The following is a 14,757-nucleotide window of genomic DNA, read 5'->3' as shown; positions in this document are numbered from 1 at the left end:
GATGATGGTGTTGTGACTGGGCCCCACCAGCCGCTCGGTGGCCCGCAGGCCCACGCCTTCGGCGTAATGGCGCAAAGCGCTTTGCTTGATCGCCGGGTCAATGAGCCGGTGATCGCGCTCGCCGAAGGTCAGCGCGCAGCCCTTGCAGCGCCAGCGCTGGTGGCCGTGGCGGCTGCGGCCATTCTTGACCACCTGATCGGTCAAGGTGCAACGTGGGCAAGCGAGGTTCATCCGGCAATCTTGAGGGAAAAATGCAAGTGTATCAATACCTGTTTAGCAATCCCCGATTTCATTCAAAATATCACAGGCCCAGCGCCGCGATGCCGGCGCGCGCAACCTGCGCGTCCTCGTGCGCCTTCACGCCGCTGACGCCCACGGCGCCCAAGCACTGGCCGTCCTTCACGATCGGCACGCCGCCTTCCAGCAGGCCAACGATCGCCGGCGCCGACAGGAAGGCGGTGCGGCCGCCGTTGATCATGTCCTCATAGCCCTTGCTGTCGCGCCGCCCCAGCGCCGCCGTGTGCGCCTTGGCCGGCGCGATGTGGGCGCTGACCGGCGCCGCGCCGTCCAGCCGCTGCAGATGCAGCAGATGGCCGCCGTCGTCGACGATGGCGATCGTCACCGGCCACGCCTGCTTCAGCGCCTCGGCCTCCGCGGCGGCGGCGATGGCCTTGACGTCGGCGGCTTCGAGACAGGATTTGGTTTTCATGCTGGATTCCTTTGTAGGGGTTGAAGCACCCGAGAATATCCGCCCGCGCCGGCCTGCATCGCGAAATCGCCGTTCACATCGCATCCTTTTGATTCTGAAGGGAATTTTCGGGTGCGAAACGGACTCTACGTACAATCAAACCGACAGGACGCCATGGTGGCGGCCGCAGGTTGACAGCAAGGAGATATCAACCCATGAACGACCGCTCGCAAACCCTCGCCTACGCCGACCCCGCCCTGGGTGGCGTGGCCGTACAGGCGCAGCGCCACAAGGTGCTGCGCAACACCTACTGGTTGCTGGCCCTGAGCCTGTTGCCCACGGTGCTGGGCGCCTGGATCGGCGTGAGCACCGGCATCACGCGCTCGCTGTCCGGCGGCCTGGGCCTGATGGTCTTCCTGGGCGGCGCCTTCGGCTTCATGTACGCCATCGAGAAAACCAAGAACTCCGCCGCAGGCGTGCCCGTGTTGCTGGCCTTCACGTTCTTCATGGGCCTGATGCTGTCGCGCATGATCGCGATGGTGCTGGGCTTCAAGAACGGCTCCGATCTGGTCATGACCGCCATGGGCGGCACCGCCGGGGTGTTCTTCGTCATGGCCAGCCTGGCCAGCGTTATCAAACGCGACATCTCCGGCCTGGGCAAATGGCTGTTCATCGGCGCGCTGGTGGTGTTCGCCGGTGCCATCGTCAACGTCTTCGTCGGCTCCACGGCCGGCATGATGGCCATCAGCACCCTGTGCATCGGCGTGTTCAGCCTGTTCATGCTGTACGACCTGAAGCGCATCATCGACGGCGGCGAGACCAACTACATCAGCGCCACCCTGGCGCTGTACCTGGACCTGTTCAACGTGTTCCAGGGCCTGCTGGCGCTGCTGGGCCTGGGCGGCGGCAGCAACGACTGACATCGCCGGCGCAACGCCAACGGCGCAAGGGGCCCTGCGGGGCCAATGCCGTTCAGTTAAGTCTGAGCGGCATTTCTCTTGATGGGGTAGTGAGTCTTGGTCATGCGCACGACGCGCGGGTATCGTCGTTCGGAATGACGAGGTGGAAGGATGAAGCGGCGGATGTTCTGGCGCATGGCCCCCGCAGCTTGGCCGGGATCACGCCGGGCGTGGTGCTGCTTGCACTCCACAGCCACTCGTCAATGATGTAGCGCAGGGCTGTGATGAAGCTGATGCGTCAAGGCTCAACCTTGGCTTCGTGTGCAATGCGCGTGATTTCCAGGCGGATCAAGTTGTACATCAGCAAGGTGGCCCACAACTCTTGCTCAACCCCAGCGGGATGCTGGCTGCGCAGGGTCATGGCCTGGCGCAGCATGTCGGTCTTGATCTCTGCGTGCGCGAGTTCGATCTCCCAGCGCTCGTGGTACAGCGCAAACACCTCGTCGGCGGCCCAGCGCTTGGGATCGGCCAGCGAAGTGAACAGCGTGCGTGACTTGCCGTCGATCTCGCTGGGCCCCTTTTCTTTTGGCTATATCCCCAATTGAGCGTGGAAAAGCGCCAATAGCCGAATGCAGTTCAGGGCTTCGTGAATTCACCGAAGTCCGACTTGCGGATCTTGGAGTGGATGCCCTTGGTGCGGTCCACCACCTGCGACACCTCGAAATCGGTGGCCGCGCTCAGGTAGGCGTAGGCCAGTTCCTCGGAGATGCCGTATTCGGCCACCAGGAAGCGAATGGCTTCGCGCGTGGCCTTCTTCATGGCCTCGTCCAGGTCGGGGTCCAGGCCCAGCGTGATCCAGTGGGCATCGGTTTCGCCCATGGGTTGCGTCAGCTTCTTGCCGGGCACGCCGTCGCGGCCGGATTTGAGCAGGCTGAGGCGGAACGTCGCGCGAGCCGATCCCTCCAGCGCCGTCAGCGCGACCTCGCCATCGCCCTGCACGAAGTGGCTGTCGCCCGTATAGAACAGCGCGCCCGGCACCTGCACCGGGTAATAGGCCGTGGTGCCCGCGCCCAGGTCGTTCACGTCCACATTGCCGCCATGCGCGGCTGGCGGCACCGAATGCACGGGCTGATCGGTGTTGGCCGCGACGCCCATGATGCCCATGAAGGGGTTCAGCGGAAAACGGATCTTCTTGCCGCCCGGCGTGGCGATGATGCCTTCGTAGCCGTTCTTGCCGGGCTCGATGGGCGTGAAGACGGAGACGTTGCCGTAGCGTTCGGGATGGGCGGCGCTGGGGTTGGCCTGCGCCGGCTTGCGCGGGAACTCGCCCACCAGCGCGCCCTTGCCATGGCGGTTGGAGATCACGCCATAGGGCACGCGCGGCTCCACCTTCAGGATCTCCACCTTCAGCACGTCGCCGGGCATGGCGCCTTCGATGGCGATGGGGCCGGTGACGATGTGCGGGCCGTCCTTGTCGAAGTCATGCGCCAGCTTGGACGCCGTGATCGCCTGCGCCTCGTCGAGCACCTGCGCACGCGGCACGCCCTTGGTGCCGAAGTAGGCAGCCGCGTCGCGGCCCTGGTCCTCCAGCAGGCCTTCGTGCGACACCGTGTCGAAGACCACGGTGGCGCCCGAGGGAATCGTCAGCACCGGTTTGGCGGTGCGGTTGGGCAGATAGCCCCAGGAGATGGTTTGCAGCGTCGAGGGCACGTAGAAGCTGCCTGAGTAGGAGCCGGTGGCCAGCCGCGTGGGTTCGGCGTGCAGCTGCCGCAGCATCTGGAAAGACGGGGGAGATTGCGGCGTGGTCGACGTGGACGTTGCGCAGGCGGCCAGCGCCAGTGGCAATGCCGCCAGGGTCAGGCGAGAGAAATGGGTGTTCAGCTTCATGGGAATCCTTTTGATGACCCCACCAATTTGCAAGATGCATGCCATGGCGCCATGCACTGCGCCTGTGCATGGCGCGCGCACAGCACATTCATCGCTCCTCTTCTTGCCCGGCTTTCACCGAGACGTCACGGCACGAGGAAAACGGCCCTGGCGCTGGCCACGCAGGCCCCATCGACGGCGATCCGCGCATTCGCGAAGGCCAGGCGGCTGCCCGCCTTGACGACATCGACATGCGACTCGACCCACTCGCCTACCTGAGCCGTGCCGACGAAGTCGATGCCCAGACTGGCGGTGATCATGCGCAGCGCCGGCGTCTTCGAGGCCGCGGCGACATAGCCCATCGACACGTCGGCCAGGGTCGCCACGAGGCCGCCATGCACCGTGCCCGAGGCGTTCGTGTGCTTGTCCAGCACCCGCAGCCCGACGATGAATCCGGATTCTTCCGGCTTGTAGAAGAACGGCCCGCTTGCGTCCAGAAACGGGCTGGTGCGAAAGAGCGGCTTGAAGCCCGGCGGGCACGGGCCCGGGTCGTCAAGAGGTGGCATCTCGGCTTCGGCCTCCTCTTCAGTGGGCGGGGGGAAGATTGCGCGCCGTCGCCAGCAAAGTGGCGCAGAGCACCTCCTCGCCGTCCCGGCAGGCATGGACGCGGGCCTCCGCCACCGTCAGCAACCGGGCGGCGCGGATCACGCGCCCCCGCGCCACCAGCGACGTGCCGTTGGCCGGCCCGACGATCTTGAGCGTGCAATCGATGGTGGCGTTGGCCCAGCCCGCAGGCAGGAGCGTGCCGGCCGCCGACACCGCGGCGAAATCCGCCGCCGCAAAGATCGGCGTGGCCTGCAACTGGCCGGGACGAAAGCTCATGCCGTCCTGGTAGGGCAGCGTCAGGTCCACCTCGCCGAGCGCGATCCGGTCGAATCGCAAACCCAGCGTGCGGGCCGCCGGCATGGACAGCACCAGGGCCTCCACGTCGTGCGCGAAACGGGGGTTCTGTGGCGTCATCACGTCTTCTTTCCGCCGGCCTGGCCGGCATTTCGGGTTGTGGAACCGTGCGAGGGCGCACGCGGGAATCGGGGCTTCGAACTGGCGCGCTCCTGCCGCTCTTGAAACCAGGCGATGTGTTCAACCAAGTGCTTGCGCAGGGCCCGCCGCTTGGCGACCTCGGCATCGATCTCGGCGATGCGGTGCTCCAGCATCGCGATCATCTGCGCCGCCGTCAGCACGCGCCGGCGGTACGCCGGTAGCACCTCGGCCACCTGCTTCAGGGAGAAGCCGCATTGCCGCGACATGACGATGAAGCGCAACTCGCGAATCACCGCATCGTCGAATTCGCGGTAGCCGGAAGGCGTGCGCCGGGCGGCGATCAGCCCCAGGCTTTCGTAGTGGCGAATGGCATGCGTGGACACGTCTGTCCGGCGCGACAGTTCGGAGATCTGCATGCGTCAAGGCTAGCAAGCCTGGGGCTGCGCGAAGGTTGGCCGGCGGCAGATTTTTTGTCCGCCGGAGCGCCCGCGAGACGCCATCCCCCGGCCATGGAGCACGGCTCGACACGACCCTGGTCATGCAATATCTGGGTGTGATGGACCAATCGGTTGTTTGCCGACAGGGTCTGGACAGCCAGGCGCGCCAGCACGGGAGCTCCAACTCAGCAAACTGAAGACACATCCGTGGGATACCGCTTGCCTCTGGTCAAATCTAACGCGGACGCTATGAATTCCATAACACGCGCCAACAGATGTCTCAGCTTGTCAGTCCAATTCGTTGATGGTAATGTTGATCGTCAAGCTCGTACTGGCAGGGTTCCATCTGCCATCGTCACCTATGCAGAACAAGACCGCCCTGATCCCGCAGGGATCCATTCAACCTGGGGGTGTTCCCCGCCCATCATGGAAGCAGGCCGCGCTGGCATCGGCCGCCGCGCTGGCGATGATGGGTGTCAGTCTGGACGCGCAGGCACTGGCCCTGGGTGCCATCACCGTACGCTCTGCGTTGGGGGAACCGCTGCGCGCCGAGATCGAGGTGCCGCAGATCTCGTCCGAGGAAGCCACCTCCTTCCAGGCCAGCCTGGGATCGCAGCAGGCGTTCCGCGCCGCGGGCGTCGACTACAGTCCGGCGCTCGCGGGCGCCCGCGTCACCCTGCACCGCCGCGCCAACGGAGAAGCCTATCTGCGCCTGGTCGGCAACCGCCCGGTCAACGAGCCTTTCGTCGGTGTGGTGATCGAGGCCAACTGGGCCAACGGCCGCATCGTGCGCGACTACACCATGCTGGTGGATCCCCCCGGCCGCGGCGCGCCGCGGCCGGTCACCGTCACGCAGTCCCAGGTATCGCCATCCGTGGCCACCCCATTGCCGGCGCCCCCCGCTCAACGCCGCGCCGCGCCCGCCTCCACGCCTGCGCTTGCGCCGGCCGGTGGCGGCAGCGAACAGGTCACCGTGCAGCGCGGGGATACGGCCTCGCGTCTGGCATCGGCCTACGCCGTGGAGGGCGTGTCGCTGGATCAGATGCTGGTGGCCATGCTGCGTGCCAACCCGAACGCTTTCATCCGGGGCAACGTCAACTTGCTGAAGGCAAGAGCCGTCCTCCAGGTGCCGACAGCCGAGGAAGCCCAGGCCGTCTCCCCGCCGGCGGCCCACCGCGCCGTGCTCGCCCAGAGCCGCGACTTCCAGGCTTACCGCGGCGGCCTCGCCCAGAGGGTGCGCGCCGCCGAGGTGGCCTCGGCGGGCCGCAGCGCATCGGGCAGCGTGCAGCCCCAGGTTCAGGACGGTCGCGCCCCGACGCCCAGCCAGGATCGCCTGACCCTCTCCAGGGACGGCAGCGCCCCCAGCGACACCGAGTCCACGCTGGCGCGGAGCCGCCAGGCCCAGGAACAGGCTGAGCGGGTGGCGGAGCTGAACAAGAACATCAGCGAACTCTCGCGCCTGCAGTCGGCGCCGGCCGCGGCCACCGCCTCCGGTGCCGGACCATCGATCAACGCGTCGGTCGCCGCGGTGACGACGACCCCGACCGTCCCCGCGCCGGCCGCCTCCGAGGCAGCAGGGCCCACGCCCGAAGTCGCGAGCACGGCGTCGGAGGCTGCGTCGGACGCGGCGCCTGGTCTGATGGCCGCCTCCGCGCCCGCGGCGGCCGATTCCGCCGCCGAGGCCGCGGCCCCAGTGGCCTCGGTTCCCGGGCGGCCGCAAGTGGCCGCGCCAGCGCCGGCCCCCATGGCCGAGTCGTCGTTCCTCGACAGCCTGATGGAAAACCCGCTGGTGCCCGTCGCCGGCGTGGGCCTGCTGGCACTGCTGGCCGGCTACGGTGTCTATCGCTCGCGCCAAAAGAAGAAGGAAGCCGCGCCGCTGGACAGCAGCTTCCTCGAAAGCCAGCTGCGGCCCGATTCGTTCTTCGACGCCAGTGGTGGTCAGCGCGTGAACACCAAGGACGGCGGGGGCACGGTGGGCGGTTCCTCGTCCATGACGTACTCCCCCAGCCAGCTTGACACCGCCGGCGACGTGGATCCCGTGGCCGAGGCGGACGTCTACCTCGCCTACGGCCGCGACATGCAGGCCGAGGAAATCCTCAAGGAAGCTTTGCGCGTCCATCCGGGCCGCACCTCCATCCACCGCAAGCTGACCGAAATCTACGCCAAGCGCCGCGACGCGCGCGCGCTGGAGGCGATCGCGACCGAGGCCCATGGCGTGACCCAGGGCAACGGCCCCGACTGGCAGGCCATTGCCAGCCTGGGCAGTGAACTCGAGCCCGATAACCCCCTCTACAAGCGGGGCCGCATGCCCGTCCCCAAAGCCGCACCGACCTCAGGGGCACAACCCACCTTCGGCGCCGATACCGAGTCGGAGACCGCGCAACTGGCGGAAAAGCTCCGCGCCCGCAGCCATGAACTGCCGGACCTCGACCTCGACAACGCGCCGCTGCGCGCCACCCCCGCCGCACCCGGTCCATCCCAGCCCCTCGGCGCGGCGCTGGCGGCGGCCGTGGCGGCCAGGACGGCAGACACCTCCGCTCCCGTCAAGCCGCCGGCACCCGACCTCGACCTGGATCTGGACTTCGCGCCGCCCTCTGAACTAAGCGCCACGCCAACGCCCGCCAGCGACTGGAACATGATCGAGTTCGACATGGACGCGCTATCGCTGGATCTGGATTTACCTTCCGGCGGCGACCTCGAAACCGAGCTGCCCGACGACGCGAACAGCGACCCGCTGGCCACCAAGCTGTCGCTGGCCAAAGATCTCCGTGCCATCGGCGACACCGAGGGCGCATCTACCCTGGTCAAGGAAGTGATCGCCGAGGCATCCGGTGCGCTCAAGGCGCGCGCCGAGCGCTTCCTGGCTGAACTTTGATCCGTAGCGGCGCCGGATGTCGACAGGCGGCCTGATCGCATCGGCGGCACAATACCCGCCATCGTGAGAATCGCCCTCGGCCTCAGCTACCAGGGATCGGCCTACCAGGGCTGGCAGAGCCAGCCCTCGGGCCAGACCGTCCAGGACCGGCTGGAAAAGGCGCTGCGGCAGTTCACCACCGCGCCTGTGTCCACGCTGTGCGCCGGCCGCACCGACGCCGGCGTGCACGGGCTGATGCAGGTGGTGCATTTCGACACTGGGCTGCAGCGTGAGCCCTTCTCGTGGGTGCGCGGCACCAACCGCTTCCTGCCGCCTGACATCGCGGTGCAATGGGCGCGCGAGGTGCCGCCCGGGTTCCACGCGCGGGCCAGCGCCCTCGCCCGCCGCTATGCCTACGTCTTGCTCGAATCGCCCGTGCGCCCCAGTGTGGAAGCGGGCCGCGTCGGCTGGACCTTCCGGCCGCTCGACGAGGGTGCCCTGCGGCAGGCGGCCGCGCACCTCGCTGGCGAGCACGACTTCAGCTCGTTCCGGGCCAGCGCCTGCCAAGCGCTGTCGCCCGTCAAGCGGCTGGCGCCCATCGGCATCCGGCGCCGCGGCGCGTACTGGCGCTTCGACTTCGAGGCCAGCGCCTTCCTGCACCACATGATCCGCAACATCATGGGCTGCCTGGTCCTGGTCGGTCAAGGCCTGCAGCCGCCAGACTGGATGCGCGAGGTGCTGGCCGCGCGCGACCGCGACGCGGCGGCCCCCACCTTCTCGCCCGACGGGCTCTACTTCCTGGGCCCCGTGTACGACGCCCATTGGGGCCTGCCCGAGCGCACGGCCGCCTATGATGGGCTGCCCTGATCCCCTACCACTCATGAACGCCCCTGCCCAGACCCGCACCCGCATCAAGATCTGTGGCCTCACCCGCGAGCAGGACGTGGACGCCGCCGTCGCCGCCGGCGTGGATGCCATCGGCTTCATCCTCTACCCCAAGAGCGCCCGCTACGTGACGCCCGCGCGCGCGGGCGAACTGGCCCGGCGCTTGCCGCCCCTGGTCACGCCCGTGCTGGTGTTCGCCAATGCCGATGCTACTGAAATAGAAGCGGCCACCGCAAGCGTGGCGCCGGCCATCCTGCAATTTCATGGTGATGAATCGGCCGCCGACTGCGCCGCCGCCGCCCGGCGCCTGGAGCGCCCTTTCTGGCGCGCGGCGCGCATCCCGCCGGGGCCGGATGCCGGCTTCGACTTGCTAGAATTTGCCGCTGAACACAGCGCCGCCCAGGCCCTCCTGCTCGACACGCAGGTCGATGGCTACGGCGGCGGCGGAAAGACATTCGATTGGTCACGCCTGCCTCCAAACGTTCCCGCTCACCTCGTCTTGTCTGGTGGGCTCACACCTGCAAACGTGGGCGATGGGCTGCGCGCCTTGCGCGGACGCGGCCTTTCGCTGGCCGTTGACGTTTCCTCCGGCGTCGAAGCCGAAGGCCCGGGCGGCCAGCCGCTGAAGGGCATCAAGGACGCCGACAAGATCACCCGCTTCGTGGCCGCCGTGCGCGCGGCCGACGACGCCTTTGCAGGATTGCTTTCACCATGACCGACTACCACCAGCCCGACGCCAGCGGGCACTTTGGCCGCTACGGCGGCAGCTTCGTCAGCGAGACGCTGACCTATGCCATCAATGAACTGAACGACGCCTACGCCAGGTACCAGCACGACCCGGAATTCCTGGCCGAATTCCGCTACGAGCTGGCGCACTACGTGGGCCGCCCCTCGCCCGTCTACCACGCCGCGCGCACCAGCCGCGAGCTGAAAGGCGCGCAGATCTACCTCAAGCGCGAGGACCTCAACCACACCGGCGCGCACAAGATCAACAACGTCATCGGCCAGGCCATGCTGGCCCGGCGCATGGGCAAGCCGCGCATCATCGCCGAGACCGGCGCCGGCCAGCACGGCGTGGCCACCGCCACCATCTGCGCGCGCTACGGCCTGGAGTGCGTGGTCTACATGGGCAGCGAGGACGTCAAGCGCCAGAGCCCCAACGTCTACCGCATGAAGCTGCTGGGCGCCAGCGTGGTGCCGGTCGAATCGGGCAGCAAGACGCTGAAGGACGCGCTGAACGAAGCCATGCGCGACTGGGTCGCCAACGTGGACAACACCTTCTACATCATTGGCACCGTCGCCGGCCCGCACCCCTATCCGATGATGGTGCGCGACTTCCAGAGCGTGATCGGCAACGAGTGCCTGACGCAGATGCCCGAGATGCTGGCCTCGCAGGGCATCGCCGCCACGCAACCCGATGCGGTGGTCGCCTGCGTGGGCGGTGGCAGCAACGCCATGGGCATCTTCTACCCCTACATCCCGCACGAGAAGACCCGCCTGATCGGCGTCGAAGCCGCCGGCCAGGGCCTGGACAGCGGCAAGCACTCCGCCAGCCTGCAGCGCGGCAGCAGCGGCGTGCTGCACGGCAACCGCACCTACGTGCTGCAGGACGGCAACGGCCAGATCACCGAGACGCACAGCATCTCCGCCGGCCTGGACTACCCCGGCGTCGGCCCCGAGCACGCGTGGCTCAAGGACACCGGCCGCGCCGAGTACGTGGGCGCCACCGACGCCGAGGCGCTGGCCGCCTTTCACCACTTGTGCCGCACCGAAGGCATCATCCCCGCGCTCGAATCCAGCCACGCCATGGCGTATGCGATGAAGCTGGCGCCCACCATGCGGCCCGACCAGTCCATCCTGGTCTGCCTGTCGGGCCGGGGCGACAAGGACATCGGCACCGTGGCCGACCTGGATGGGGCTCAAGTCTTCGACCGGCCTTCGATGCAGGGCCACGTGGTCAAGGGCGCCAAGGCGCCGGGGAGCCAGGCATGAGCCGCATCGCCGCCACCCTCGACGCCCTCAAAGGCCAGGGCCGCAAGGCGCTGATTCCCTACGTCACCGCCGGCTTCCCCTATGCCGACATCACGCCCGCGCTGATGCACGGCATGGCGGCGGCGGGCGCCGACATCATCGAGCTGGGCGTCCCCTTCTCCGACCCCAGCGCCGACGGCCCCGTGATCCAGAAGGCGGGCGACCGCGCGCTGGCGCTGGGCATTGGCCTGGCGCAGGTGCTGGCGATGGTGCGCGCCTTCCGCCATCAGGACGACAGGACCCCGGTCGTCCTGATGGGCTACGCCAACCCCGTCGAGCGCTACGACCAGCAGCACGGGCCGGACGCCTTCGTGCGCGACGCCGCCGCCGCCGGCGTCGATGGCGTGCTGATCGTGGACTACCCGCCCGAGGAATGCCGCGAGTTCGCGGAAAAGCTGCGCACCAACGGCATGGACCTGATCTTCCTGCTGGCGCCCACCAGCACCGACGAGCGCATGCAGCAGGTGGCCCAGGTCGCCAGCGGCTACGTTTACTACGTCTCTCTCAAGGGCGTGACCGGCTCGGGCGCGCTCGACACCGCCGCGGTCGAGGCCATGCTGCCGCGCATCCGCCGGCACGTGCACGTCCCCGTCGGCGTCGGCTTCGGCATCCGCGACGCCGAGACGGCGCGCGCCATCGGCAAGGTGGCCGACGCCGTGGTCATCGGCAGCCGCCTGATCCAGCTCATCGAGGACCAGCCGCACGAGAAGGTCGTGGCCGCCGCCATGGACTTCCTGCGTCCCATCCGCGCGGCGCTGGACGCCTGATTCCCGCTATCACCCAAGGAGCAAATGCATGAGCTGGCTTGAAAAACTGCTGCCGCCCAAGATCCAGAAATCCGAGGCCAGCGAGCGCCGCCAGATGCCCGAGGGCCTGTGGATCAAGTGCCCCGAGTGCGACACGGTGCTGTACAAGACCGACCTGGAGCAGAACCAATGCGTCTGCCCGCACTGCAGCCACCACCACCGCATGGGCGCGCGCGACCGGCTCAACGTGTTCCTCGACCACGAGGGCCGCTACGAGATCGGGCAGGAAGTGCTGCCGGTGGATGCGCTCAAGTTCAAGGACAGCCGCAAGTACCCCGAGCGCCTGAAGGAAGCCCTGGAAGACACCGGCGAGACCGACGCGCTGGTGGTCATGGGCGGCGCCGTGCACTCGATCAGCGTGGTGGTGGCGGCGTTCGAGTTCGACTTCATGGGTGGCTCCATGGGCTCGGTCGTCGGCGAGCGCTTCGTGCGCGGCGTGGAAACCGCCATCGAGCAGAAGGTGCCCTTCATCTGCTTCACCGCCACCGGCGGCGCGCGCATGCAGGAGGGCCTGCTGTCGCTGATGCAGATGGCCAAGACCAACGCCGCCCTCACCCGTCTGGCCAAGAAGGGGCTGCCCTACGTCAGCGTGCTGACCGATCCCACCATGGGCGGCGTGTCGGCTGGCTTCGCTTTCGTGGGCGACGTGGTGATCGCCGAGCCCAAGGCGCTGATCGGCTTTGCCGGCCCGCGCGTGATCGAGAGCACCGTGCGCGTGAAACTGCCCGAGGGCTTCCAGCGCGCCGAGTTCCTGCAGGACAAGGGCGCGGTGGACTTCATCTGCGACCGGCGCGAGCTGCGCGCCAAGGTCGCCGGCGTGCTGGCCATGCTGCAGCGCCAGCCGGCCGACGCCGTCGAATAGGGCGGACGGCGGCGCCCCCGGTCAGCCGGCGCCGATCACCACCGCGCTGCCCAGCAGGCCGGCCTGCAGCGAGCCGAGCACGATGCTCAGCACCTGCAGCGCCACCACCGCCAGCAGCGGCGACAGGTCCACCCCGCCGACCAGCGGCACCGCGCGGCGCAGCGGCGCCAGCAGAGGCTCGCACAGGCGGTCGAACACGTCGGCCACCAGCGTGCGGTTGCCCGTCCACGACAGCACCGCCGCGATGATGATGACCGCCGTGGCCACCGACACCGCCAGCTTGGCCACGCCCAGCAAGGCCAGCAACGGCAGCACGGTCCAGCGCTGGGCGCCGATCAGCACCATCAGCAGGATGTACTGCAGCAGCTTGAGCAGCCAGGCCCCCAGCAGGCTCGCCGCGTCCAGCTTGTCGCGCGGCGGCAGCAGGCGCTGCAGCGGCAGCACCAGCCAGTCCGACAGCGCCTGCACGAAGCGCCCCACCGGGTGGCCGAAGGAGATGCGGCGCCAGCGCATGTACAGGCGCAGCAGGCAGGCCCCCCCGATCAGGGTGACGGCGACTTCCAGCAGGAAGGTCAGGATCTGGTACAGCATGAGGCGAGTGGGCGGCGCTCGCGCGGTGCGCCCGGGCGACGTCCGCCGAGAGTGGACATGCGTGCGATGATAGCCACGCCATGGCCCCGCTCACCCTCAGCTCCCTGCCGCTGTTCCCGCTGGGCACGGTGCTGTTCCCGGGGGGCGTGCTGCCGCTGCGCGTGTTCGAGGTGCGCTACCTGGACATGGTGGGCAAGTGCCACCGTGCGGGCGCACCCTTCGGCGTGGTGGCACTGGCGCAGGGTAGTGAAGTGCGCGTGGCCAGCGCCCCGGAGGAACAGTTGGAGCCCGTGGGCACACTGGCCCACGTCACGCAGCTCGAGCAGCCCCAGCCAGGCCTGCTGCTGATGCAGTGCCAGGGTGAGCAGCGCTTTCGCATCGACCATGCCAGCCGGCTGAAGAACGGCCTGTGGGTGGCCGACATCACGCTGCTGGCGCGCGACGCCGCGGTCGCCGTGCCCCAAGACCTGCGCCACATCGCGCAGGCGCTGCGGCAGGTGCACGAGAACCTGCACCGCCGCTCGCCCACGGCCCCCATTCCGTCCGAGGCCGACACGCAGTACGACGACTGCGGCTGGGTCGCCAACCGCTGGTGCGAGCTGCTGCCCCTCCTCGGGCCGCTGAAGCAGCGCCTGATGAGCCTGGACAACCCGCTGCTGCGGCTGGAGCTGGTGGCCGATCTGCTGGCCAAGACCGGCATCGACGCGGGCGATGCCTGAAAGCTACTTTTTTAATAGCTATTGGCGATTGTCTGGCGCGGGCTGAAGGCCATTTTTCCTTGAATCTCCAGGTTCACTGCGGCGTGATGTTGAAGTCCTTGACGAACTTCGCATAGTCGCCCGACTCCTTGCGCGCGAAGCTGACGAAGTCGGCCGCCGAGCCGCCCACCACTTCGAGGCTGAGTTCCGTGAGCTGTTTCTGCGTGTCGGGGCTCTTGAGCAGCGCCTGCACCTGTTCGTTGAGCTTGGCGATGATGGGCGCCGGCGTTCCCGCCGGGGCCACCAGGCCGATCCAACCCATGAAGCGGTAGCCCGGCACGCCCGATTCGGCCACGGTGGGCACGTCGGGCAGCGCGGGGATGCGCTTGTCGCCGGTCACCGCCAGCGCCCGCAGCTTGCCGCTCTTGGCATAGGGCGTGGCCGTGGGAGAGGTCTCGAACATCATGTCGATCTGCCCGCCGACCAGATCGGACAATGCCGGCGCGCCGCCTTTGTAGGCCACATTGAGCAGGTCGGTGCCGGTCATGCTCATGAAGCGGCGCGCCGCCACGTCCTGAGGGCCGCCGACGCCCGAGGTGCCGACGCTCAGCTTGCCGGGATTGGCCTTGGCGTAGGCCACCAGTTCGGCCACGTTCTTGAACGACCACTTGGGGTTCATGATGAGCACGTTGGGCTGGTCGGCCACGCGGATCACCGGCGCCAGGTCCTTGAGCGGGTCGAAGGCCAGCTTGGCGAACATGTGGGCGTTGGAGGCCAGCCCGGTGTGCACCATCAGCAGCGTGTAGCCGTCCTTGGGCGCCTTGGCGACGAAGTCCATGCCGATGTTGCCGCTCGCGCCGGGGCGGTTGTCCACCAGCACGGGCTGGCCCAGGCTGGTCGAGAGCTTCTGGCCCACCAGGCGCGCGGTCATGTCGATGCTGCCGCCCGGCGGGAAGGGCACGACCATGCGGATCGGCTTGGAGGGATAGGCGTCCTGCGCACCGGCCATGGTGCAGACGCAGCCCAGGCCGGCGACGGCCAGCGGGAGCAAGGAGCGAAAGAGCTTGTTCATGGGAAACCTCGGGTTGATGGTGGGAGG

At 68.1% G+C, this 14,757-nt stretch carries 16 protein-coding genes and 1 pseudogene; 8 read left to right on the top strand and 9 right to left on the bottom strand.

Annotated elements, in window-relative coordinates; all coding sequences use genetic code 11:
- Nucleotides 1-147: 147 nt before the first annotated feature.
- Together IPG65_RS15055 and IPG65_RS15050 are read right to left on the bottom strand one after the other, a co-directional pair.
- Nucleotides 148-231 (bottom strand): annotated as a pseudogene (locus tag IPG65_RS15055) (IS1 family transposase); the annotation flags it as partial.
- 70 nt (nt 232-301) lie between these two features.
- Nucleotides 302-709 carry a heme-binding protein gene (locus tag IPG65_RS15050; protein ID WP_293191326.1) on the bottom strand — a complete coding sequence of 136 codons (408 nt, stop codon included), beginning with the start codon at nt 707-709 and terminating at the stop codon, nt 302-304.
- 194 nt (nt 710-903) lie between these two features.
- Here IPG65_RS15050 and IPG65_RS15045 point away from each other — a divergent pair, with 194 nt between their 5' ends.
- The gene (locus IPG65_RS15045; RefSeq protein WP_293191323.1) at nt 904-1,608 is read left to right on the top strand and encodes a Bax inhibitor-1 family protein; all 705 of its coding nucleotides are present in this window, start codon (nt 904-906) and stop codon (nt 1,606-1,608) included.
- Between the two features lie 277 nt (nt 1,609-1,885).
- Here the strand turns inward: IPG65_RS15045 and IPG65_RS15040 are convergent, their stop codons facing one another.
- The 5 genes from IPG65_RS15040 to IPG65_RS15020 form a co-directional block, all read right to left on the bottom strand.
- Complete coding sequence (locus IPG65_RS15040; RefSeq protein ID WP_366819692.1) at nt 1,886-2,086, bottom strand: transposase; 201 nt, start codon at nt 2,084-2,086, stop codon at nt 1,886-1,888.
- A 137-nt stretch (nt 2,087-2,223) separates the two neighbouring features.
- The gene (locus IPG65_RS15035; protein ID WP_293191321.1) at nt 2,224-3,474 is read right to left on the bottom strand and encodes an acetamidase/formamidase family protein; all 1,251 of its coding nucleotides are present in this window, start codon (nt 3,472-3,474) and stop codon (nt 2,224-2,226) included.
- Nucleotides 3,475-3,599: 125 nt separating this feature from the next.
- The gene (locus tag IPG65_RS15030) at nt 3,600-4,019 is read right to left on the bottom strand and encodes a PaaI family thioesterase (RefSeq protein ID WP_293191319.1); all 420 of its coding nucleotides are present in this window, start codon (nt 4,017-4,019) and stop codon (nt 3,600-3,602) included.
- Nucleotides 4,020-4,038: 19 nt separating this feature from the next.
- The gene (locus tag IPG65_RS15025) at nt 4,039-4,473 is read right to left on the bottom strand and encodes a PaaI family thioesterase (protein ID WP_293191317.1); all 435 of its coding nucleotides are present in this window, start codon (nt 4,471-4,473) and stop codon (nt 4,039-4,041) included.
- Nucleotides 4,473-4,910, bottom strand: a complete 438-nt coding sequence (locus tag IPG65_RS15020) for a MerR family transcriptional regulator (protein ID WP_293191315.1) — start codon at nt 4,908-4,910, stop codon at nt 4,473-4,475. Before IPG65_RS15020 ends, IPG65_RS15025 begins: the two co-directional genes overlap by 1 nt.
- 382 nt (nt 4,911-5,292) lie before the next feature.
- Here IPG65_RS15020 and IPG65_RS15015 point away from each other — a divergent pair, with 382 nt between their 5' ends.
- The 6 genes from IPG65_RS15015 to accD all read left to right on the top strand — a co-directional run bounded on the left by IPG65_RS15015 (nt 5,293) and on the right by accD (nt 12,369).
- The gene (locus tag IPG65_RS15015) at nt 5,293-7,806 is read left to right on the top strand and encodes a FimV/HubP family polar landmark protein (protein WP_293191313.1); all 2,514 of its coding nucleotides are present in this window, start codon (nt 5,293-5,295) and stop codon (nt 7,804-7,806) included.
- 63 nt (nt 7,807-7,869) lie between these two features.
- A complete protein-coding gene (gene truA, locus IPG65_RS15010) occupies nt 7,870-8,652 on the top strand; it encodes a tRNA pseudouridine(38-40) synthase TruA (RefSeq protein WP_293191311.1) in 783 nt (260 codons plus the stop codon).
- A 13-nt stretch (nt 8,653-8,665) separates the two neighbouring features.
- A complete protein-coding gene (locus tag IPG65_RS15005; RefSeq protein ID WP_293191309.1) occupies nt 8,666-9,385 on the top strand; it encodes a phosphoribosylanthranilate isomerase in 720 nt (239 codons plus the stop codon).
- Nucleotides 9,382-10,662: a tryptophan synthase subunit beta gene (gene trpB, locus IPG65_RS15000; protein ID WP_293191307.1), complete on the top strand. Its 1,281-nt coding sequence runs from the start codon at nt 9,382-9,384 to the stop codon at nt 10,660-10,662. The genes IPG65_RS15005 and trpB overlap by 4 nt, the downstream gene beginning before the upstream one ends.
- A complete protein-coding gene (gene trpA / locus IPG65_RS14995; RefSeq protein WP_293191305.1) occupies nt 10,659-11,468 on the top strand; it encodes a tryptophan synthase subunit alpha in 810 nt (269 codons plus the stop codon). The genes trpB and trpA overlap by 4 nt, the downstream gene beginning before the upstream one ends.
- Nucleotides 11,469-11,496: 28 nt before the next feature.
- Nucleotides 11,497-12,369, top strand: a complete 873-nt coding sequence (gene accD / locus IPG65_RS14990) for an acetyl-CoA carboxylase, carboxyltransferase subunit beta (RefSeq protein ID WP_293191303.1) — start codon at nt 11,497-11,499, stop codon at nt 12,367-12,369.
- Between the two features lie 21 nt (nt 12,370-12,390).
- Here accD and IPG65_RS14985 read toward each other — a convergent pair whose 3' ends face one another.
- Nucleotides 12,391-12,960, bottom strand: coding sequence for a YggT family protein (locus IPG65_RS14985; RefSeq protein ID WP_293191301.1), 570 nt, complete (start codon nt 12,958-12,960; stop codon nt 12,391-12,393).
- 80 nt (nt 12,961-13,040) lie between these two features.
- Between IPG65_RS14985 and IPG65_RS14980 the strand changes: the two genes are divergently transcribed.
- Nucleotides 13,041-13,679 carry an LON peptidase substrate-binding domain-containing protein gene (locus IPG65_RS14980; protein ID WP_293191299.1) on the top strand — a complete coding sequence of 213 codons (639 nt, stop codon included), beginning with the start codon at nt 13,041-13,043 and terminating at the stop codon, nt 13,677-13,679.
- Nucleotides 13,680-13,752: 73 nt separating this feature from the next.
- On the opposite strand, the gene IPG65_RS14975 is transcribed toward IPG65_RS14980, so the two are convergent.
- Nucleotides 13,753-14,730 (bottom strand): tripartite tricarboxylate transporter substrate binding protein, encoded by a 978-nt coding sequence (locus tag IPG65_RS14975; RefSeq protein WP_293191297.1) that lies wholly within the window; start codon nt 14,728-14,730, stop codon nt 13,753-13,755.
- Between the last annotated feature and the right edge of the window lie 27 nt (nt 14,731-14,757).

The sequence above is a fragment of the Ottowia sp. genome (assembly GCF_016703145.1).
Lineage (GTDB): Bacteria > Pseudomonadota > Gammaproteobacteria > Burkholderiales > Burkholderiaceae_C > Ottowia.
This window is presented reverse-complemented; position numbering and strand designations above follow the sequence as displayed.

What these genes read in the sequence shown, in the direction of transcription:
- IPG65_RS15050 (WP_293191326.1), bottom strand. Translation starts at nt 709, where the DNA reads ATGAAAACCAAATCCTGTCTCGAAGCCGCCGACGTCAAGGCCATCGCC.
- IPG65_RS15045 (WP_293191323.1), top strand. Translation starts at nt 904, where the DNA reads ATGAACGACCGCTCGCAAACCCTCGCCTACGCCGACCCCGCCCTGGGT.
- IPG65_RS15035 (WP_293191321.1), bottom strand. Translation starts at nt 3,474, where the DNA reads ATGAAGCTGAACACCCATTTCTCTCGCCTGACCCTGGCGGCATTGCCA.
- IPG65_RS15030 (WP_293191319.1), bottom strand. Translation starts at nt 4,019, where the DNA reads ATGCCACCTCTTGACGACCCGGGCCCGTGCCCGCCGGGCTTCAAGCCG.
- IPG65_RS15025 (WP_293191317.1), bottom strand. Translation starts at nt 4,473, where the DNA reads ATGACGCCACAGAACCCCCGTTTCGCGCACGACGTGGAGGCCCTGGTG.
- IPG65_RS15020 (WP_293191315.1), bottom strand. Translation starts at nt 4,910, where the DNA reads ATGCAGATCTCCGAACTGTCGCGCCGGACAGACGTGTCCACGCATGCC.
- IPG65_RS15015 (WP_293191313.1), top strand. Translation starts at nt 5,293, where the DNA reads ATGCAGAACAAGACCGCCCTGATCCCGCAGGGATCCATTCAACCTGGG.
- IPG65_RS15005 (WP_293191309.1), top strand. Translation starts at nt 8,666, where the DNA reads ATGAACGCCCCTGCCCAGACCCGCACCCGCATCAAGATCTGTGGCCTC.
- trpB (WP_293191307.1), top strand. Translation starts at nt 9,382, where the DNA reads ATGACCGACTACCACCAGCCCGACGCCAGCGGGCACTTTGGCCGCTAC.
- trpA (WP_293191305.1), top strand. Translation starts at nt 10,659, where the DNA reads ATGAGCCGCATCGCCGCCACCCTCGACGCCCTCAAAGGCCAGGGCCGC.
- accD (WP_293191303.1), top strand. Translation starts at nt 11,497, where the DNA reads ATGAGCTGGCTTGAAAAACTGCTGCCGCCCAAGATCCAGAAATCCGAG.
- IPG65_RS14985 (WP_293191301.1), bottom strand. Translation starts at nt 12,960, where the DNA reads ATGCTGTACCAGATCCTGACCTTCCTGCTGGAAGTCGCCGTCACCCTG.
- IPG65_RS14980 (WP_293191299.1), top strand. Translation starts at nt 13,041, where the DNA reads ATGGCCCCGCTCACCCTCAGCTCCCTGCCGCTGTTCCCGCTGGGCACG.
- IPG65_RS14975 (WP_293191297.1), bottom strand. Translation starts at nt 14,730, where the DNA reads ATGAACAAGCTCTTTCGCTCCTTGCTCCCGCTGGCCGTCGCCGGCCTG.